Source organism: Corynebacterium sp. HMSC034H07, assembly GCF_001815175.1.
Classification (GTDB): domain Bacteria; phylum Actinomycetota; class Actinomycetes; order Mycobacteriales; family Mycobacteriaceae; genus Corynebacterium; species Corynebacterium hiratae.
On the sequence record NZ_KV819545.1, the window covers coordinates 40,431 to 61,886 of the forward strand.

The following is a 21,456-nucleotide window of genomic DNA, read 5'->3' on the forward strand; positions in this document are numbered from 1 at the left end:
CGTGTTACTGCTTTAAGCTGATGGCCATGACTGCATATGACCTCATCGTTGTTGGATCCGGATTCTTTGGCCTGACCGTGGCCGAACGCGCGGCCTCCCAGCTGGGCAAGAAGGTGCTCATCGTCGAGCGCCGCGAGCACCTGGGCGGAAACGCCTACTCGGAGGCCGAGCCGGAGACCGGCATCGAGGTCCACAAGTACGGCGCGCACCTCTTCCACACCTCGAATAAGCGCGTGTGGGAGTACTGCAACCAGTTCACGGAGTTCACCGACTACCAGCACCGCGTCTTCGCCATGCACGATGGCACGGCCTACCAGTTCCCGATGGGCTTGGGTCTAATTAACCAGTTCTTTGGCCGCTACTACTCGCCGGATGAGGCGCGCCAGCTCATCAAGGAGCAGGCCGGCGAGTTCGCCGTGGATGAGGCGAAGAACCTAGAGGAAAAGGCCATCGCGCTCATTGGCCGCCCGCTCTACGAGGCCTTCATTCGCGACTACACCGCCAAGCAGTGGCAGACCGACCCGAAGGAGCTACCGGCCGGCAACATCACGCGCCTTCCGGTGCGCTACACCTTCAACAACCGCTACTTCAACGACACCTACGAGGGCCTACCCGTTGACGGCTACGCGGCCTGGCTAGAGAAGATGGCGGAGCACGAGCTTATCGACGTCCGTCTCAACACCGACTGGTTTGACGTGCGCGAGGAGGTGCGGGGGGCGTCGCCAAGCGCGCCGGTGGTCTACACCGGCCCACTGGATCGCTACTTCGATTTCGCCGAGGGTGAGCTGGGCTGGCGCACGTTGGACTTCGACCTGGAGGTGCTCGAAACCGGTGACTTCCAGGGCACCCCGGTGATGAACTACAACGATGCGGACGTGGACTACACCCGCATCCACGAGTTCCGCCACTTCCACCCGGAGCGCGCCGATAAGTACCCCAAGGACAAGACGGTGATCATGAAGGAGTACTCGCGCTTTGCCGAGAAGGGCGATGAGCCGTACTACCCGATTAACACCCCGGAGGACCGCTCCAAGCTGGAGGCTTACCGCAAGCTCGCTGCCGCTGAGGCCCGCGAGAACCAGGTCCTCTTCGGCGGCCGCCTGGGCACCTACCAGTATCTGGACATGCACATGGCTATTGCCTCCGCGCTGAGCATGTTCGATAACAAGCTGGCTCCCTATTTCCGTGATGGCCAAGCCATCACGCAGGAGCGCGGCCACTAGGCCACGGCGCTGGCCCGGCCGCTCCCGGTAGCGTAGCGTGGCGCGCTATGCTGAAACACCTCGATGGAAGGAGGTGACGGCATGGCCCAGCGCAAGAAGAAGCGTGCGGACCGCAGCATGTGGAAGATGTCCCCGGAGCGGCTCGAGGAACACCTCAAGCTGCGCAGTCGCGCAACGCGCATTCCCGATAAGAAGAAGGAGCAATCCAAGAAGGCCTGCCGGAACACCCGGCGGGCCTTTGGCCGTTTATGGGGAGGTTGTGCCAGCGTATGGAACTAGACCAAAGAAAATAAAACTTGTGGCCTGTCCAACAATCGCTTAAGGTTAACAGTAGGTTAACAATAGGCGAACAGAAAGTGAGTTTAGAGATGACTTCCCCTAACGCCCGCCGTTTCGATACGTTGCGCCAGGATTTACACGCAAATTACGGCCACGAGTACACCGCGCAGGAGATTGACTCCTTCCTCGATGCCACCATTGAGCGTCACGAAGCTGGTGCGACCTTAGATGAATTCGTTCCCGTGATGGTGGAGCGTGAGGTGCGCGAGCACTTCGGCACCCACCGCATCCACGTGCGTTTCTCCGCGGGCACCGACCACGCCCTGGCGCAGGCTGCCGTGGCGCTGACGAAGAAGTACGCCGGCGACGCCCTGCTTGTCGACGCCGCCGTAGCCCACCCCGAAAACGACCCGGACTCCCACATGGCCCACGTGCTGCAGGAGCGCGGCATGGCGGAGCACCCGGACCGCTACGTCGAGGACCTGCGCTTGGTGACGATCCCGGATTACATCGTGTACCTGGGCCGCGAGGTCCCGCGCGATGAGGCCGGCAAGGACGTCAAGATTTGGGACATTGCGACGGCTGAAACCGTAGAGGAGACCCGCGAGCTGGCCGATGACCTCGGCGCCCGCGTGCTCTACATGCTCAACCGCCTGGGCATCGAGCCCATCTCGGAGGATGCGGCCGTCACGGCTTAGCCCTCAGCCGCGTGGGAACTCAGCGCAGCAGTACTTAACCACTAATCTGGGGTTCTGAATACTGTCGAAATCTGTGTGGAGAACCGAAGATATCGTGACTGCCAACAATTCTGCTGCGTACGAACCCGTACAGCGCATCCTGCTGCCCAAGCGTGGCGAGCCGGTCGACGTCCGCATGCTCTACCTCATCGAGTCCGAGCAGAACCGCGAGCGACTCAGCTGGAGCGGCCGCACCTCCGTGACCATCCCGGCCGGCGAGGAGGCCTCCTTCGAGACCTACTTCAACGCCTTCCCGGCCGCCTACTGGCGCCGTTGGTCCCAGCTGAAGTCCATCGTGCTGGCGATGGACGTCGAGGGCGAGGCCAACATCTCCCTGTACCGCTCCAAGCAGGACGGCCAGCGCATCGCCGTGGCCAACCACGTGGTGACCACCGGCCACCACGAGTTTGAACTGCCGTTGAAGAACTTCGAGGACGGCGGCCTGCTGTGGTTCGATGCCTCAGCCGTTGAAGACACCGTGCTTAGCGACGCCGCCTGGTGCGCCCCGCACGCCCCGAACCCGCAGCTCCTGCCGGACGGCAGCGAGTACCCGGCGCAGGAGAAGCGCGTCGCCGTGGGTATTCCGACCTTCAACCGCCCCACCGACGCCGTCGCGGCGCTGCAGGCACTGGCGGAGGACCCGGTGGTGGACGGCATCATCGACTACGTTCTCATGCCGGACCAGGGCAACCAGCACCCGGCGGACGAGCCGGGCTATGACGAGGCCGTGGCCCACTTTGGTGAGCGCTTCCGCGAGTTCCGCCAGGGCAACCTGGGCGGCTCGGGCGGCTACTCCCGCATCATGTTCGAGGCGCTGGAGAATACCGACTCGCCCTACATCCTCTACATGGATGATGACATCGCCATCGAGCCGGATTCCATCCTTCGTGCGGTCCAAGCAGCGCGTTACGCCGCCAAGCCCTTCATCGTCGGCGGCCAGATGCTCAACCTGCAGGAGCGCTCCCAGCTGCGCACGACTGGCGAGCGTGTGAACCGCGCTGACTTCATGTGGGGTGCGGCCGAGCACGCCGTCTATGACCACGACTTTGCCAAGTACCCGCTGCGCGCCATCGGTGACGCGCAGTCCCACCTTGACCCGAAGAAGTACGACTCCCGCGCGCTGCACCGCCGCGTCGACGTGGAATACAACGGCTGGTGGATGTGCCTCTTCCCGCGCGTCGTGGCGGAAAGCATCGGGCAGCCGCTGCCGCTGTTCATCAAGTGGGATGACACCGAATACTCCCTGCGCGCCGCCGCCCACGGCTTCCCCACGGTGACTTGGCCGGGCGCTGCCATCTGGCACATGGCGTGGGCGGATAAGGACGATGCCATCGACTGGCAGGCCTACTTCCACCTGCGCAACCGCCTCATCGTGGCGGCCCTCTACCACGAGGGCGATGCGCGCGGGATTACCAAGTCCATCTTCAAGTCCACCCTCAAGCACACCATGTGCATGGAGTACTCCACCATTGCCATCCAGCTGGAAGCCATGAAGGACTTCCTGGCCGGACCGGACCAGCTCTTCGACATCCTGGAGTCCTCGCTGCCGCGCATCGCCGCAATCCGCAAGGAGTTCCCGGACGCCGTCATCATCGATTCGGCGGATCAGCTGCCCGCGCCCACCGGCGCGCCGGGCGTGCCCACCCGCAATGTCGGTGGCCGCCTGGGCAAGATCAAGAAAATTCCGTGGCTCATCAAGTCCGCCAAGCACCTGGTTACCAAGGAAGACCCGGCCCATCACGAGGCACCGCAGCTCAACCTCACCCCGGAGGAGGCCCGCTGGTTCACGCTCTCTCGCGTCGATTCCGCCACCGTCTCCACCGCGGGCGGCACCGGCGTGGCCTTCCGCAAGCGCGACCGCGAGCTGGCCCTCGAGCTGGTGAAGTCCACCCGCGAGCTGCTCAAGGAAATTGAGGATAACTTCGATGACCTGCGCGCCGAGTACCGCGCGGCTCTGCCGGAGCTGACCTCCCGCGAGTCCTGGCGAAAGGTCTTCGATGCCCAATAAGCTTTCTGTCGCCGAATCCCGTGTCCTCGAGAAGATCCAGAATGCGGCCTTCGATGCGCCCGGCGTTCTGCCCACCGCGCGGGGTTTAAGCCACTTCGGCGAGCACGCTCTGGGCTGGCTGGCGCTCTCCGGCTTAGGCGCCGCCGTGAATTACCAGAAGCCGGCGCGCCGCCGCCAGTGGGTAGCCGTCGGTGCGGGTGCTTTCACGGCGCACGCGGCCAGCGTTGTGATCAAGCGCATTGTGCGGCGCAAGCGCCCGGACTATGACTACGTCAAAGTCGGTGTGAAAACCCCTTCTAAGCTGTCCTTTCCTTCTTCGCACGCGACGTCGACAAGCGCGTTCCTCGTGGGTGCTGCGCACGTTCTGGGAACCCCGGCACCGCTCGTTGGTGTGCCGGTCATGATGGCCTCGCGTATGGTGCTCGGGGTACATTACCCATCCGATACGGCGATCGGCGCCCTGCTGGGAGCCGCCACCGCGGAAGCATGCCATCGCTATGAAAGGAAGACCGCATGAGCGAACGTCCTAACCGCGTCGACGACGGTGAGCAGAGAGTCTTCCACTCTGAGCCGCACCCCTCCGGTATCGATACCGGCCGCAAGCGCAAGCCGCCGAAGAACCTCGCCGACGGCATGGTGAAGGCCCTGCGCCCCAAGCAGTGGGTCAAGAACGTCCTCGTTCTCGCCGCCCCTGCGGCCGCGGGCGCGGATTCGCTGTTCCACACGCGCGTGCTTCTCGACGTCCTCCTCGCCTTCATCGTCTTCTGCATGGGCGCGTCCTCCATCTACCTCATCAATGATGCCCGCGACGTGGAGGCTGACCGCGCGCACCCGACGAAGCGCTTCCGCCCCATCGCGGCGGGCGTGCTTCCAGTGAACTTGGCTTATGCCATGGCGGCGGTGCTCATCATCGGTTCGATTGGTCTGTCTTTCTTGGCCACGGCTGGTCTGCAGCTCGCCATCGTCATGGCCATCTACATCGGCCTGCAGCTGGGCTATTGCTTCGGATGGAAGCACATGCCGGTGATCGATATCGCCCTGGTGTCCTCCGGATTCATGCTGCGCACCATGGCTGGCGGTGTGGCCGCGGGCATCGTGCTCTCCCAATGGTTCCTGCTGGTGGCCGCGTTTGGCTCCCTGTTCATGGCCTCGGGCAAGCGCTACTCGGAGATCCTTCTGGCGGAGCGCACGGGCGCCAAGATCCGTAAATCCCTGGAGGGCTATACGCCTACCTACCTGCGCTTCGTGTGGACCCTGGCCGCCACCGCCGTGGTCATGTCCTACTCCCTGTGGGGTTTCCAGCTCTCCAACGAGTCTGATGGCCCGGCCAGCGTGTGGTACCAGGTGTCCATGGTGCCGTTTACCATCGCCATCCTGCGCTATGCCGCCGACGTGGACCGTGGCAACGGCGGTGCCCCGGATGAGATTGCCCTGGAGGACCGCGTCCTGCAGATCCTGGCCCTGCTGTGGCTGGCCTGTATTGCCATGGCGGTGTACATCATGCCGGTCATGATGGGCTAGACTCTCTCCTCATGCGAAAATCCGAATCACGTACCGCGGCGGCGCTCAGCGCGCTGGCCTCGGTCATCGTGATCGGAGTTTTCTCGTTTTGGGGCGGCTTCGCGCGCCGCTGGATTTCCGACGACGGCCTCATCGTCCTGCGCACCGTGCGCAACCTGGAGGAGGGCAACGGCCCCGTTTTCAACGCGGGCGAGCGCGTGGAGGCCAATACCTCGACGCTGTGGCAGTACCTCATCCTGCTTGCCCGTTGGGTCACCAACGCCCCGCTGGAGTCCATCGCCGTCAACCTGGGATTGCTTCTGGCGGTCGCGGCCATGATGTTGGGGGCGTGGGCCACAGCCCGGGCCTTCTTCCGCTCGGGCCAACTCGCCACTCCGCTTCTGGCGCCCGCGGGCGCGCTGGTCTACCTCGCGCTGCCGCCTGCCCGTGATTTCTTTACCTCCGGACTCGAGTGGGGCCTGTCCATCTTTTACCTCGCCGCCCTGTGGGCGTTGCTCCAGCACTGGGCGCAATCTCGCGATAACGCCAGCGCCTACTGGCTGGCACTGTGGGCGGGGTTGTCCTGGCTCGTACGTCCGGAATTCGCGCTCTACGGCGGGCTGGCTGGCCTGCTCCTCTTGGCGGCACACCGCAACTGGAAAGTCTGGCTCGGTATCCTCGGCGCGGCCCTGCCCATCCCGGCGGGTTACCAATTCTTCCGCATGGGATATTACGGCCTGTTGACGCCGCACACGGCGGTGGCCAAGTCGGCGTCGTCAAGCGCGTGGGGCAGCGGCCTGGACTATGCCGGTGACTTCGTTGGGCCGTATGCCCTGTACCTGCCCGTTCTCGTGTTGGCGGGTGCTGCGCTGTGGACCTTCCGTGCCCATCTGCGCCCGGCGGCCCTGCGAAGCTCCACGACCGTCACTTACCTGCTGGTCGGTGCAGCGGTGGTGCATGTGGTGTACGTGCTGCGCGTCGGCGGTGACTTCATGCACGGCCGCATGCTGCTGCTGCCGCTGTTTGCCGCCCTCCTGCCGGTCTTCGTGCTGCCGCTGAGAGGCCTGGTGTCTGTGCTCGCGGCGGCCTTCTGCGCGGTGTGGGCCGTGGTGGTCGTGCTGCGCGGGCACCCGACGGACTGGGAGGCCTACGAGCAGCCGCTGTCCATCGTGGATGAGCGCGACTTCTGGACCTACGCTACGAACCGCGAGGCGGGTTACCCGCCGCGTTCGGCACGGGACTACATGACGATGAAGTTCATGCGCGGATACGGGGAAGCCACCGAAAAGTTGGCGCACGGCGATGCGCTGGGTGTCATCTACGTAGAGGACAAGGAGAAGGACCAGCTCAATTGGCTCACCGTCCCGCGCGAGCCGGGCGCGGAGGAGCCGCCGACGGTCTACCTGGTCAACCTGGGAATGACCTCAATGAACGCGCCGCTCAACGTGCGGGTGCTCGACACCATTGGTCTGGCCACGCCGCTGGCCGCACGGATGCCCCGCGAGGAAGGCGGACGCGTGGGCCACGACAAGCACCTCGAACTGGAGTGGCAGGCGGCGCTGACCGGCGCGGACATTGAGTACCTCCCGCCGTGGTATGACAAGGACAAGACTCGGCAGGCGCGGGCGGCGCTGGCGACGCCAGAGGTGCAGGAGCTTGTTGCTTCCTACAGCGAGCCCCTGACGTGGGAGCGCTTCCGCGCGAACCTGGCCTTCTCTTTGACCACGGGGCGCACCCTCATGTTTTCTGCCGATCCGGCCGATTACCCTGCCCACTAGCTTGGGGCGGGCTGGCAAATACCCCCACGGGGAGGCAAAAATTGCCAGGGTGCGTTACGCTACAAAAGATTCTCGTTATTAATCCGTAACTATCGCTGGCGTGTTGGCGATGTAGTAATGGCAGTAAAAATGTTAAGGAGAAACATGAGTTCACTAAGCTCTGGCCTGCGGACTCGGGTCCTCTCAGTGGTGGCCGCTATCGCCGTGGCCTTGGGCCTGGTCGTGACCGCCGGCACCCAGGAAGCATCCGCGGCTCACCGTGACTGGCTGCGCGCGGACGCCACCGGCACCTGCGAGTGGGATCGCGTTGGCTTCTGGGTGCAGCGCTGCGATGTGTGGTCCCAGGCGATGGGCCGAAACATCCCGGTGCAGATCCAGCCTGCCAAGAACGGCGGCAACGCGGGCCTCTACCTGCTCGATGGTCTGCGCGCGACCGATTCCACCAACGCGTGGATCCATGACGTCAACGCCGCGCGCACCTACGTGGATCACAACATCACCCTGGTGATGCCGGTGGGCGGCGCTGGCTCCTTCTATGCAGACTGGAACGGTCCGGCTACGTACGATCTGGTCAAGCCGGTCAACTACCAGTGGGAGACCTTCCTGACGCAGGAGTTGCCGGCTTACCTTGAGGGCAACTTCGGCGTGGCCCGCAACAATAACTCCATTGCTGGTCTGTCCATGGGCGCTACCGCAGCGATTACCCTCGCTGGCAAGCACCCCGAGCAGTTCCGTCAGGCGCTGTCCTACTCCGGCTACCTCACCACGACGTTGCCGGGAGCCCAGACCTTTATGCGCCTGGCGCTTCTCGACGCCGGCGGCTTCAACATCAACGCCATGTACGGCTCCGTCATCAACCCGAAGCGCTTCAGCAATGATCCCTTCAACCTGATCCCGGATCTGGCTGCAAACGGAACGGATGTTTACGTGTCTGCTGCCTCGGGTGTCCCGGGGCCGCTGGATCAGCAACGCTACCTGCCGCAGCACATCGCGTCCGGCATGGCGTTGGAAGCTTTCGCCAACGGCACCACCCGCCTGTGGGAGCTCAAGGCTCGGGCGATGGGTGTTCGCCTGCAGACGGATTACCCGGCCCAGGGCCTGCACAACTGGGAGCAGTTCGGTTACCAGCTGGAACGCTCCAAGCCGCAGGTGCTCAACGTTATGAACGCCTGGTAACTAGCTAGCCGCCGTGCCCTTGGGTGTGGCGGCTTTTTCATCCCACCGCTGGGCGTGTCCCCCTACCGAAAGTCTCAAGTTAAACTTAAACTTGAGAACACACTAGACCGCTCACCACGCGTGCGGCGGCGAGTTCCGCAGGAGGGGAACCTGCGGAGCTCGCTCGCGGTACCGCGTGCCCTTATCTCGATATACCCCTTAAAAGGACTCTTCAATGCCGAACACTGCGTCATCTCAGCCTCGCCGGTCCGCTAAGGATTCCGGCCTGCGTTCCCCGTCCGCAGCCCGCAAGGGCCTGACCATCGCTGCGCTGCCCACCGCCGTGGCAGTGGGCTTTGCGTTGCTGCCTATCGCAAACGCGCAGTCCTCAAGCTCCTCGAGCGAGGGCATTACCGACCTGCTGGGAAGCTCTAACTTCTCCGATTCCTTCGCGCCGTCCAACCCGCCGCAGCGTACTCCGGTGGAGACGGAGTACCCGAAGATTGAGGGCCTGCCGGAGGGCGTGTCCGTCTCCCGCGTGGAATATCTGACCAACCGCCACCTCAAGGTCTACATCAAGTCCGCTGCGATGCCGGACAAGGAGCAGGTCGTGCAGATTCAGCTCGCGCGCGATTGGTACTCCAGCCCGGACAAGACCTTCCCGGAGGTCTGGGCACTCGACGGCCTGCGCGCGCGTGACGATGAGTCCGGTTGGACCATCGAGACCAACATCCTGTCCCAGTACGCCGACCGCAACGTCAACCTCATCATGCCGGTGGGCGGCGAGTCCTCTTTCTACTCCGACTGGCAGAAGGAAGACAACGGCACCCACTACATGTGGGAGACCTTCCTGATGAAGGAGCTCATCCCGATCTTGGAGAAGGGCTACCGCTCCAACGGCAAGCGCGCCGTGACCGGTATCTCCATGGGTGGTACCGCCGCCATGAACCTGGCCGAGCGCAACCCCTGGGCCTTCAAGTATGTTGGCTCTTTCTCGGGTTACCTCGACACCACCACCACCGGTATGCCGGAGGCCATTACCGCCGCGCAGGCCGATGCCGGCGGATTCACCTCCACCAACATGTGGGGCGATCTCTACTCCCAGGACTGGATCGACCACGATCCGAAGCTGGGTATTGAAAACCTCAAGGACATGAAGGTCTATGTCTCCGCCGGCAACGGCAAGGACGACTACGGCCAACTCGGCTCCGTGGCGAAGGGCCAGGCCAACATGGCCGGCGTGGGCCTGGAAGCAATCTCGCGCATGTCCACCCAGACCTTCGTTGACTACGCCAAGCGCGCCGGCGTTGAGCCGGTCGTCAAGTTCCGCCCGACCGGCGTTCACAGCTGGGAATACTGGCAGTTCGAGATGACCGAGGCATGGCCCTACATCGCCGATTCTCTCGGCTTGGACAAGAGCGACCGTGGCGCGGACTGCACCCCGGTTGGCGCCATCGCTGAGGCCACCAAGTCCGGCATCATCGGCTCCTGCGTGAACAACGAGTATGACGTCGCCGAGCGCGGCAAGGCCCAGGACTTCCAGGCCGGTACCGCCTACTGGTCCCCGGAGACCGGTGCGCACGCCGTTATCGGCCGCATCGGCGCACGCTACTCCGAGCTCGGTGGCCCGACCTCCTGGTTGGGCTTCCCGAAGACCGGTGAGGAGAAGACCCCCGACGGTCGCGGACGCTACGTCCACTTCGAGCATGGCTCCATCTACTGGACCCCGGAGACCGGCGCCTGGCCTATCTCGAAGGACTTCTTCGACGCCTGGGGCAAGAACGGCTTCGAGGGCGGCGACCTCAAGTACCCGGTAGCCGAGCCGAACAAGGTCGGCGACGGCGAGGTCCAGGAGTTCGAGGACGGCGTACTGACCCGCAACCCGGACGGTTCCTTCCACATCGTGCACGGTGCTATCGGCGCGAAGTACAAGGAGCTGAAGGCTGCTGACTCCGAGCTGGGCTTCCCGGTGGGTGAGGAGAAGGCCGTCAACGGCGGCTTCTTCCAGGAGTTCGAGCACGGCAACATCTACTGGTCCATGGACTCCGGCGCGCACTACATCCTCAAGGGCGAGATCTTTGATGAGTGGGGCAAGCACGGCTACGAGCAGGGCGAGTTCGGCTGGCCCACCGAGGATTATGCGACGATCCCGGCCGGCGGGCTGACCCAGACCTTCCAGCACGGTGTTATCCGCAAGGTCATGGGCCAGATCCAGGCGGATAAGAAGTAGGGACGGCCATGCGATTTTTCTCCGCCCGTCCCGCTGCGGCAGCCGGCGCGGCCGTCTTGCTGGCCGCCGGCGCGCTGTTGACCGGCTGCGGTTCCGCCACCGTCGAGGAAGGTGAGGCCACCGAAACGTCGGTGGCGCCGCTGGAGCGCTCCTCGGGGGCGAGCGGTGAATCGTCGTCAAGCTCAGCGTCAGCCAGCTCAGCGTCGGCGTCGCCCTCCGAGCAGAGTGAGCGAGCGCAAGGCGACGAGCCGGAGGACCGCGGCGCGCGCGAGATCTCCGAAATTCCCGCGCCCGCGCCTGAACAGGGCCCGGACCAGGACTTCCTGGCCACAGTGGCTGAGAAGGGCGTGAACATTGACGGTGTGGAGGACCAGCTGGTGGGTGCCGCGCAAGCCTCCTGCCAGGGCGATACCGTCACCGTGCCCGCGGTGGCCGGGCAGCTCATCGAGCAGGGCCGCAGCGAGCTCAGCCACGAAGAACTCGTCCAGCTCATCACCGAGCAGGGCCGCGCGCTCTGCGCTCAGTAATGTGGCAGGGATTCCCCAGGGAATCCCGCACCTTTCCAAGGTAGAAATTTCTTCATGCGTAAAACCATGCGTAACACACTGACCGTCCTTGCCGTGGTCGTCCTCCTCGCCCTGATTGGCGGGGGAGCGGTTCACTTCCTCAACACCCGTGAGGAAGGGGAACAAGGAAACCTTGCGGAGCCTGCCCCTTCCCAGGAGGAGGACAACACGGCCCCCGAGCAGCCGGACTGGTGCCCGCGCGTGGAATTCATCTCCGCGCCGGGAACGTGGGAATCCGCCGCGGACGATGATCCGATCAACCCGGGCGCGAACCCGAACTCCTTCATGCTCTCGATCACGAATCCCCTGAAGGAGGCCTACGTCCCCGAGGACGTTAAGGTGTGGACGCTGCCGTACACCGCGCAGTTTAAGAACATCAACGCGCAGCACGAGATGAGCTACGACGATTCCCGCAACGAAGGCACCTCGCGCCTCGAGGGCGAGCTGACCTACATGCACGAGACCTGCCCGGACACGAAGTTCATCCTGAGCGGATTTTCGCAGGGAGCGGTCATCGCGGGTGATGTGGCGGACCGCATCGGCGGCGGCAATGGACCCATCCCCGCGGAGAGCGTGGCGGGTGTGGCCCTCATTGCGGACGGCCGGCGCCAGGACGGCGTGGGCATTAACCCGGGTGCGCACGTCGGCGGCGTGGGCGCGGAGATTGCCCTGCAGCCGGTGTCGACCTTGATTCAGGGCATCGTCCCGGGCGCCACCATGCGCGGTGCGCGCGCCAATGGCTTTGGGGAGTTGGCGGACCGCACTTTCCAAATCTGTGCGCCGAATGACTCTATTTGTGATGCGCCCCTGGACGTGAGCAACGGGCTCGAACGAGCGCGTGACCTCATCGACGCCAACGGCGTTCATGCACTGTATGCCTACAATCCGGACGTTATCGAAGGGGTCACCACCAACCAGTGGGTCACGCAGTGGGCTAAGGACACCATCGACGCGCAGTAGCGCTTGACGACGTCCCGCCCGCGCGCCATGTAACGTTCGGCACACTCCTTCTGATATTTTCAATGTCAAAAGTACGTGAAGCAGGGGTGCGCGCCCCTCTCTACCCTACGAAGGAGCTTTCCCACATGGACCTGAAAGCCTTGATCGGCCAGTTCTTCGACGACAAGGGCAACATCGCCCTGCCGCCTCACCTCACGTTGGCGGGGCTCGCCGAACACGTCTATGCCGCGGAGCAGCAGGCGGGAATCCCGGATCGCCCGGTCATGCGCCAGTGGGTCTATACCGATAATCCGGAGGGCACCCCGCGCGATATCACCCGCTCCCAGGTCAATACCCGCATCAAGGCGGTAGCAGCGCGCCTGCAGCAGGTGGGCAAGATGGGGGATCGCGTGGCCATCCTGGCGGGCAACTCCCCCGAGTACATCTTCGGCTTCCTGGGCGCGATGTACGCCGGTATGACCCCGATCCCGCTCTATGATCCGAACGAGCCCGGCCACACCGATCACCTGCGGGCGGTCTTCGGCGATGCCAACCCGTCGATCGTGCTGACCAACAACACGTCCGCTGCCGCCAACCGCGCGTACTTCTCGGACCGCCCAGCAGCCGAGCGCCCGCGCATCATCTCCATCGACTCCCTGCCGGATTCGCTGGCACAGAGCTGGGTCAACCCGCTGGAGACGGAGGAAGGCAAGGCCGCGCTTGCCGCGCTACAGACCGCGCCGCTGGACCAGCCGGCCTTCCTGCAGTACACCTCCGGTTCCACCCGCACCCCGGCCGGCGTGCTGCTGACCAACCGCAACATCATGACCAACGTGCTGCAGATCTTCACCGCGGTACAGATTAAGCTGCCGGCCCGCGTGGTTTCTTGGCTGCCGATGCACCACGACATGGGCATCATCCTGGCGGTTTTCGTGACCATCCTGGGCGTCAACCTGGAGATCATGACGCCGCGTGACTTCGTCCAGCAACCTAAGCGCTGGATTGACCAGCTCAAGCGTCAGCCCATCGATGAGCAGCTGCAGGGAACCTACGCCGTGGTTCCCAACTTCGCCCTCGAGCTTGCCGCGCGCTACGGTGCTCCGGCGGCGGGGGAGACGCTGGACTTCAGCAACGTCGATGGCATCGTGATCGGCTCGGAGCCGGTCACGGAGTCCGCGGTGAATTCCTTCTGGGAGGTCTTTGGCAAGGAGGAGTACGGCCTGCGCCGTGAGACCCTGCGCCCCTCCTACGGCATGGCGGAGGCCTCGCTGATCGTCACCACCCCGCAGACTCTGGAGCGCCCGATCATTTCCCACTTCGACCGCGAGCGTCTGGCCGAGGGCGAAGCAGTCATCGTGGAGAAGTCCGCGGACTCCGTGGCCTACGCCTCCTGTGGTCAGAGCGTCGTGGCCCAGCACCTGACCATCGTGGACCCGGAGACCAAGGTCGAGCTGCCGGATGGCCGTGTGGGCGAGATCTGGCTGCATGGAGAGAACCGTGCCGCCGGCTACTTGGACCGCGCGGAAGAAACTGCCTCTACCTTCCACAACACGCTGGGGGAGCGCCTGGCGGAGGGCACCCGCGTGCCGAACGCGCCGGAGGACAACAACTGGCTGGCCACGGGGGACCTGGCGGCCATCGTGGATAACCAGGTGTACATCACCGGTCGTCTCAAGGACCTCATCGTGGTGGCTGGCCGCAACCACTACCCACAGGACATCGAAGGCACCGTGCAGGAGGCCTCGGACCACGTGCGCGCGGACTCCATCGCGGCCTTCTCCGTGGAAGGCGGCAGCACCGAGGAGCTCGTGCTGCTCATCGAGCGCGCCGACGACGCCAACCCGGCCGATGACGCCGCCGCATCCGAGGTCATCCGCTCCGCGGTCTCCGCGAACCACGGCGTGACCCCGGCCGTCATCCAGTGGTTCGGCGCTAACGAGATCAAGCGCACCTCCTCGGGCAAGATTGCCCGCCGCGTGGCCAAGAAGAGCTACCTCGCCTCTTAAAGGCCCCGCACCATTCAACCCCCGTTCCCCGCGTGAGCCGTGGGGGCGGGGGTTGCCGCTGCCTGTGGGTATGTCGGTTATGAGACCTAAGTTAACAAAGTGAGATAATCGTCCGATAACCCCTATAGACGCATCGATGTGCGCGCTTTTGTGCTGCGCAAAATCGACCGCATAGATAGAAAATTTTAGTCCGCGTAAGAAAGCTAGAGATTTATGACCGTTGAAGAGCTTCGTGGCTGGCTGCGCACCTGGGTTGCGCAGACCACCGGCCTGTCGGCAGAGGAAATCACGGACACCAAGCCACTGGAGAATTTCGGGCTGTCCTCGCGTGACGCAGTAGTCCTCTCCGGCGAATTAGAAAACCTCCTCGGTATTAAGCTCGAGCCCACCGTGGCCTACGAGTACCCCACCATCGCGCAGCTGGCCGAGCGTCTCGTCAACGGCGCCGCCGGCGCCCCGGCAGACAGCGCGCCGGGAGCGGCGGCACCACGCTCGGCCGCCATCGCGGGCGGGGACATCGCCGTCATCGGCTATGCCGGCCGCTTCCCGGGCGCCAAGAATGTCGACGAGTTCTGGAACATGCTCGTCGAGGGCCGCGCCGGCACCGGCCCGCTGCCCGTTGGCCGCTGGTCGGAGTACTCCTCTGACCCGATTACCAGCGAGAAGATGGAGCAGCAGAACACCGACGGCGGCTACATCGAGGACATCGCTTCCTTCGACGCCGAGTTTTTCGGCCTCTCCCCGCTGGAGGCGGCCAACATGGACCCGCAGCAGCGCATTCTCCTGGAGGTGGCGTGGGAGGCCCTCGAAGACGCCGGCCTGCCCGCCAACCAGCTGCGCGGCACCGCCACCGGTGTCTACATGGGCTCCACCAACAATGACTACGGCATGCTGATTACCGCCGCCCCCGCCGAGATGCACCCTTATGCCATGACGGGCACGTCCTCGGCGATCGTTGCCAACCGCCTGTCCTATGCCTTCGATCTGCGCGGGCCTTCCCTCAACGTGGACACCGCCTGCTCCGCCTCCCTCGTGGCGGTCAACCAGGCGGTCAAGGACCTGCGCGTAGGTGCAGCTGATACGGCTCTGGCCGGCGGCGTGAACATCCTCGCTTCGCCGCACGCCTCCATCGGTTTCAGCGAGCTGGGTGTCACCTCGCCCACCAGCGCCATCCACGCCTTCTCCGACGACGCCGACGGTATCGTCCGCGCGGACGCTGCCGGTGTGCTCGTGCTCAAGCGCCTCGAAGACGCTGAACGCGACGGCGACACCATCCACGCCGTCATCAAGGGCTCCGCAGTCAACTCCGACGGCCACTCCAACGGCCTGGCCGCCCCCAACCCAGACGCGCAGGTCGACGTCCTCGAGCGCGCTTACGCCGACGCCGGCATCCGCCCGCAGGACGTCGACTACGTCGAGGCCCACGGCACCGGCACCATCCTCGGTGACCCCATCGAGGCCACCGCGTTGGGGCGCGTGCTGGGCCCGGGCCGCCAACCGTATAACCCGACCCTGCTGGGCTCCGCCAAGACCAACATCGGCCACTCCGAGTCCGCGGCCGGCGTGGTGGGCCTCATCAAGGTCATCGAGGGCATGCGCCACGGCGTTATCCCGCCAAACATCAACTACGCGGGCCCCAACCGCTATATCGACTTCGACGCCGAGCACCTCGAAGTCGTCGAAGACCCGCGCGAGTGGCCCGAGTACTCCGGCCAGAAAATCGCTGGTGTCTCCGGCTTCGGCTTTGGCGGCACCAACGCCCACGTGGTACTGACCGACTACCGCGGGCTGACCCACCAGGACGCCCCGCAGGTCGCCATCGGCGAAGGCCACCCGGTGGCCCTGCCCGTTTCCGGCCTGCTGCCCTCGCGCCGCGCCGCAGCCGCAGCCGACTTAGCGGACTACATCGAAGCCGAGAACCCGAACCTGCTCTCCCTGGCCCGCACCCTCGCGCGCCGTAACCATGGGCGCTCGCGGGCGGTAGTGGTGGCGTCGTCAAGCGAAGAAGCTGTCAAGCGCCTGCGCCAGGTGTCCGAGGGAACCGTCTCCGTCGGCATCGCCGCGGCGGATTCCCCGACGGTGCACGGCCCGGTGTTCATGTACTCCGGTTTCGGCTCCCAGCACCGCAAGATGGCCAAGGACATGATTGCCCTTTCGCCGCAGTTCCTCGCGCGCTTGGAGGAGCTCGACGCCATCGTGCAGCGCGAATCCGGCTGGTCCATCCTGGAGTTGGTGCGTGATGACGAGCAGACCTATAACACCGAAACTGCGCAGGTGGCCATCACCGCCATCCAGATCGCGCTGACGGACCTGCTGGCCACCTTCGGCGTGCGCCCAACCGGCGTTATCGGCATGTCCATGGGTGAGATCGGCGCGGCCTACGCCGCGGGCGGCATCACGGCGGCCGACGCCATGCTCATCGCCTGCCACCGCGCGCGCCTCATGGGGGAGGGCGAGGCCTCGCTTCCCGACGACCAGCAGGGCGCCATGGCCGTCGTCGAGCTCTCCGCCGAGGAGATCGACGCTCTTCCGGGTTCCATCGAGCCCGCCGTCTACACCGGCCCCGGCATGACCACCGTGGGCGGCCCGCGCGAGGAGGTCCTCGCGCTGGTGGAGAAGCTCGACGGCGAGGGCAAGTTCGCCCGCGCGCTCAACGTTAAGGGCGCGGGCCACACCTCCGCTGTGGATCCGCTGTTGGGTGAACTCTATGCGGAAATCGCCGGCATGGAAGCTGCTCCGCTGCATACGACGCTCTTCTCCTCCGTCGACCGCGGCAAGGTCTACCGCCCGGGTGCGGTGCTGCACGATGAGGATTACTGGATCCGCATGACCCGCAAGCCCGTCTACCTGCAGGATGCGACGGAGGCGGCGTTTGCGGCTGGGCACACGCAGATCGTGGAGATCTCCCCGAACCCGATTGCACTCATGGGTCTGATGTCCACCGCCTTTGCCGCGGGCAAGGCGGATGCGCAGCTGCTTTACAGCCTGAAGCGCAAGGTGGATCCCACCGAGTCGCTGCTGGACCTGTTGGGCAAGCTCTACGTCACGGGTACTCCGGTGGACTACACCAAGGTCTTCGGCTCCGGTGCGCTTGTCGCCGCCCCCCATACCCGCTTCCGCCGCCAGCGTTTCTGGACGAACGCTCGTCCTTCTTCGGGCGTATCCGGCCTGCCGGGAGCGCGCGTGACGCTGCCGGAGGGCGCGGTGGCGTTCTCCACGAACGCCGACCAGGCGCCGAGTGCACTGGCCATCCTGGAGGCAGCCGCCGAGGCCGTGACCCCGGGCGCCCACATCGCGGCGAGCGAGGAGCACCTTGACCTGCCCGCGAAGGGCGAGGTCACCACGATTGTCCGCCGCACGCTGGGCGGGCTGTCGCTGGCGGTGCACTACGTGGATGGTGCGACGACCAAGCTCATCGCGGAAGGTTTTGCGTCGACGCTCAACCTTGCCGAACCCGCTGCGCCCCCGGAGCCGAGCCTGCCGCAGGCGGTGACCGCGCCGCAGTTCGCTGACCCCGATGTGGGCGCCGATGCCGTGCGCTGGGACCCGGAGAAGGAGAGCGTGGAGGAGCGCTTGGCGCTCATCGTGTCGGAGTCCATGGGCTACGACGTCTCCGATCTCCCGCGTGAGCTGCCGCTCATTGATCTCGGCCTGGATTCGCTCATGGGCATGCGCATCAAGAACCGCGTGGAGAATGACTTCCAGATTCCGCCGCTGCAGGTGCAGGCGCTTCGCGACGCCTCCCTCGCCGACGTCATCACCATGGTCGAAGATGCCGTGTCCGAGCAGCCCGGTGCTGCCGCGCAGGCGCCGGCCGACGCGGCCGCTGATGCGCCCTCCGCGGACGACAACTCCGCTGAAGACTCTTCCGCTGCGAGCGCGAAGGAAGCTGCGGGACAGGGAGCGGCCGAGGAGGCTAGCACGGGCGTAGGCGTCGCACCGCGCGATGCCTCCGAGCGCATGGTCTTCGGCACCTGGGCCACCTTCACCGGTAAGGCCGCGGCCGGAGTGACCTCCGCGCTGCCGCAGGTCAGCGATGAGGTGGCTGAGAAGATTGCCGAGCGTCTCACCGAGCGCGCCGGCATCGAGGTCACCGCGCAACAAGTCTACGAGGCCGAAGCACTGGAGAACCTGGCGGATCTGGTCCGCGAAGGCCTGGAGACCGAGGTCGAGGGCAATATCCGTGTCCTGCGCGAGGCCGATGGCCCCGCCGTCTTCATGTTCCACCCGGCCGGCGGCCCCACCGTGGTTTACCAGCCGCTGACTCGCCGCCTGCCTGCCGACGTCGCCGTCTACGGCGTGGAGCGTCTCGAGGGCAGCCTGGAGGATCGCGCCGCCGCCTACATCGAGGACATCCTGCACTACGCGCGCGGCCGTAAGGTCGTGCTCGGCGGCTGGTCCTTCGGTGGCGCGCTGGCTTATGAGGTGGCCTACCAGCTCCAGGAGCGCGCCGCCCGCGGCGAGGATGCGGCCGAGGTGGCCTTCATCGCGCTGCTGGATACCACCCAGCCGGCGCATCCGGCCCCGAAGACACTGGAGGAAACCAAGGCCCGCTGGGGGCGCTACGCCGCCTTCGCCAAGAAGACCTATGGCCTCGACTTCGAGCCGCCCTACGAGATGCTGGAGACCGTGGGCGAGGATGCACTCATGGCCATGCTCGCGGAATTCCTTAGCTCCACCGACGCCTCTGAGCACGGCCTGTCCGCCGGCGTGCTCGAACACCAACGTGCGTCCTTCGTGGATAACCAGATTCTGGGCTCGCTGGATATGGGACGGTGGGCGTCGGTAAGCGTGCCCGTCATCCTCTTCCGCTCCGAGCGCATGCATGACGGCGCCATCGAGCTCGAGCCTGCCTATGCGGAGATTAACCCGGACGGTGGCTGGGGCGTTATCGTGAAGGATCTGGAGATTGTGCAGCTGCCGGGCGACCACCTGGCGGTTCCCGACGAGCCCGCAATCGGTATCGTGGGCAAGCACATGGAGGAATGGATCGAGGAGAAGATTCGGAAGTGACTAGCACCGCTGACAAGCTAGCGGACCTACGCGAGCGCCTCGAGCGCGCCCAGGACCCCGGCAGTGAACGCTCCCGGGCCCGTCGCGATGAGGCCGGCCGCTCGACTCCGCGCCAACGCATCGCCGCGCTTCTCGACGAAGGCTCTTTCGTCGAAACCGGCGCCCTGGGCAAGACCCCCGGTGATCCGGACGCGATTTACTCCGACGGCGTGGTCACCGGCCACGGCCGCATCAACGGCCGCCCGGTGTGCATTTATGCGCACGATAAGACCGTCTACGGCGGTTCCGTGGGCGTGACCTTTGGCAAGAAGGTCACCGACATCATGGATCTGGCCATCAAGATTGGTTGCCCAGTTATCGGTATTCAGGATTCCGGTGGTGCGCGCATTCAGGACGCGGTGACGTCTTTGGCTATGTACTCCGAGATTGCCCGCCGCCAGCTGCCGCTGTCCGGCCGCAGCCCGCAGATTTCCATCATGATGGGCAAGTCCGCCGGTGGCGCGGTGTATGCGCCGGTGACCACGGACTTCATCATCGCCGTCGATGGTGAGGCGGAGATGTACGTGACGGGTCCGAACGTGATCAAGGAAGTCACAGGCGAGGAGATCTCTTCCCATGACCTCGGCTCTGCGCGCCAGCAGGAGCTCAACGGCAACGTGTCTGTTGTGGTGCCCTCGGAGGATGAGGCCTTTGACTTGGTGCGCGATTTGCTGGATCACCTGCCGCTGACCTGCTTCGACGAGTCTCCGGTCTTCGACGCACCTTCTGATGACGAGGTGGCTGAAGACACCGAGCTGGATTCCTTCATGCCGGATGACACGAACGCCGGCTACGACATGATGGACCTGCTCACACAACTTGGCGACGATGACGATCTCATCGAGATCCAGGAAAACTACGCCCCCAACGTCATTACCGCCTTTGGCCGTATTGATGGCAAGGCCGTGGGCTTTGTGGCGAATAACCCGATGCATTCGGCGGGTTGTATTGATGCGGACGCTGCCGATAAAGGCGGGCGTTTTATCCGTATTTGCGATGCCTACAACATCCCGCTGGTCTTCGTAGTGGATACGCCGGGCTACCTGCCGGGCGTGGACCAGGAGAAGGCGGGCTTGATTCACCGCGGCGCGAAGTTTGCGTTTGCGGTGGTGGAGGCCACCGTGCCGAAGGTATCGCTCATTGTGCGCAAGGCTTATGGCGGTGCTTATGCCGTGATGGGTTCGAAGAACCTGACGGGTGACATCAACCTGGCGTGGCCGACGGCCCAGATCGCCGTGATGGGATCGGCCGCCGCCGTGGTCATGATTGCCGGCAAGCAGCTCGAGGCCGCCGAGACCCCAGAGCAGCGCGCTATGACGAAGAAGATGTTCATGGACTTCTATGACGAGACCATGACCGCGCCCTATGTCGCCGCGGAGCGCGGTTACCTCGATGGCATGATTAAGCCTTCCGAGTCGCGTCTAGCCCTGCGCCGCGCGCTGCGCCAGCTTGCCGATAAGCAGGAGAAGGACCTGCCCAAGAAGCACACCATCTCCCCGCTCTAGCCCATCGCCAGCGCCGGCGGGATGGTTGCCCTGCCGAATTCTCTACTGGGGCGGTCAACCTTGTAGCTTGCCGCGGTGCTGGGTAGGAGCTGTGGCCGGTTAGGGCCATTCCCCAAAAACCTGCCGGATTTTTCGCGTAAGGCGTAACGTCAGAGGCATACTCGCACGATAGACATTAAGTCTAGGTCATCGAATAAAGGAGAACTCTCATGCTGTCTAGCGTTATTGACCTCAGTGGCGACATCATCAACCTCGTCATCATGCTGCTCAACCGCGCCGGTGTTACCGTCTCCGGTTCTTCCCTGAGCTCGAAGTAAGCTCTACGCGAACAGCACCCCTCTGCACGGACCCTTCAGGCCGTGCAGAGGGGTTTCGTTTTATGTTCGATTGGTTGGCGTTTCTGGTGAACACGACGGCACTAGGCTTATGCTGGGCGAACTCCGGACAAATCGGAGGTTGCTAGGCGCCATTTTGCCCT

14 protein-coding genes are annotated in these 21,456 nt (G+C 64.6%); all 14 read left to right on the plus strand.

Features of this window, described 5'->3' with window-relative positions; translation table 11 throughout:
- The first annotated feature begins 26 nt into the window (after window positions 1–26).
- The 14 genes from glf to HMPREF3009_RS12335 all read left to right on the plus strand — a co-directional run bounded on the left by glf (window position 27) and on the right by HMPREF3009_RS12335 (window position 20,978).
- A complete protein-coding gene (glf, locus tag HMPREF3009_RS12270) occupies window positions 27–1,223 on the plus strand; it encodes a UDP-galactopyranose mutase (RefSeq protein WP_070682235.1) in 1,197 nt (398 codons plus the stop codon).
- Between the two features lie 81 nt (window positions 1,224–1,304).
- Entirely contained in the window at window positions 1,305–1,502 is a 198-nt protein-coding gene (locus tag HMPREF3009_RS12275; protein ID WP_070682238.1) for a hypothetical protein, read from the plus strand.
- Between the two features lie 89 nt (window positions 1,503–1,591).
- The gene (locus tag HMPREF3009_RS12280) at window positions 1,592–2,200 is read left to right on the plus strand and encodes a three-helix bundle dimerization domain-containing protein (RefSeq protein ID WP_070682241.1); all 609 of its coding nucleotides are present in this window, start codon (window positions 1,592–1,594) and stop codon (window positions 2,198–2,200) included.
- Between the two features lie 94 nt (window positions 2,201–2,294).
- Window positions 2,295–4,247, plus strand: coding sequence for a glycosyltransferase (locus HMPREF3009_RS12285; RefSeq protein ID WP_070682244.1), 1,953 nt, complete (start codon window positions 2,295–2,297; stop codon window positions 4,245–4,247).
- On the plus strand, window positions 4,237–4,764 hold the full coding sequence (locus HMPREF3009_RS12290; RefSeq protein ID WP_046647596.1) for a phosphatase PAP2 family protein: 528 nt from the start codon (window positions 4,237–4,239) through the stop codon (window positions 4,762–4,764). Before HMPREF3009_RS12285 ends, HMPREF3009_RS12290 begins: the two co-directional genes overlap by 11 nt.
- A complete protein-coding gene (locus tag HMPREF3009_RS12295; protein ID WP_070682247.1) occupies window positions 4,761–5,768 on the plus strand; it encodes a decaprenyl-phosphate phosphoribosyltransferase in 1,008 nt (335 codons plus the stop codon). The genes HMPREF3009_RS12290 and HMPREF3009_RS12295 overlap by 4 nt, the downstream gene beginning before the upstream one ends.
- An 11-nt stretch (window positions 5,769–5,779) precedes the next feature.
- A complete protein-coding gene (locus HMPREF3009_RS12300; protein ID WP_070682249.1) occupies window positions 5,780–7,525 on the plus strand; it encodes an arabinofuranosyltransferase AftB family protein in 1,746 nt (581 codons plus the stop codon).
- 144 nt (window positions 7,526–7,669) lie between these two features.
- Window positions 7,670–8,701, plus strand: a complete 1,032-nt coding sequence (locus tag HMPREF3009_RS12305; RefSeq protein WP_175973789.1) for an alpha/beta hydrolase — start codon at window positions 7,670–7,672, stop codon at window positions 8,699–8,701.
- Between the two features lie 295 nt (window positions 8,702–8,996).
- Window positions 8,997–10,910: an alpha/beta hydrolase-fold protein gene (locus HMPREF3009_RS12310; RefSeq protein ID WP_369816124.1), complete on the plus strand. Its 1,914-nt coding sequence runs from the start codon at window positions 8,997–8,999 to the stop codon at window positions 10,908–10,910.
- A gap of 8 nt (window positions 10,911–10,918) precedes the next feature.
- Window positions 10,919–11,437, plus strand: a complete 519-nt coding sequence (locus tag HMPREF3009_RS12315; protein ID WP_070682255.1) for a hypothetical protein — start codon at window positions 10,919–10,921, stop codon at window positions 11,435–11,437.
- A 66-nt stretch (window positions 11,438–11,503) separates the two neighbouring features.
- The gene (locus HMPREF3009_RS12320; RefSeq protein WP_049156975.1) at window positions 11,504–12,436 is read left to right on the plus strand and encodes a cutinase family protein; all 933 of its coding nucleotides are present in this window, start codon (window positions 11,504–11,506) and stop codon (window positions 12,434–12,436) included.
- A 125-nt stretch (window positions 12,437–12,561) separates the two neighbouring features.
- A complete protein-coding gene (locus tag HMPREF3009_RS12325; RefSeq protein WP_070682258.1) occupies window positions 12,562–14,421 on the plus strand; it encodes a FadD32-like long-chain-fatty-acid--AMP ligase in 1,860 nt (619 codons plus the stop codon).
- 213 nt (window positions 14,422–14,634) lie between these two features.
- The gene (locus HMPREF3009_RS12330; RefSeq protein ID WP_070682261.1) at window positions 14,635–19,434 is read left to right on the plus strand and encodes a type I polyketide synthase; all 4,800 of its coding nucleotides are present in this window, start codon (window positions 14,635–14,637) and stop codon (window positions 19,432–19,434) included.
- Entirely contained in the window at window positions 19,407–20,978 is a 1,572-nt protein-coding gene (locus tag HMPREF3009_RS12335) for an acyl-CoA carboxylase subunit beta (RefSeq protein WP_070682264.1), read from the plus strand. The genes HMPREF3009_RS12330 and HMPREF3009_RS12335 overlap by 28 nt, the downstream gene beginning before the upstream one ends.
- Window positions 20,979–21,456: the final 478 nt, after the last annotated feature.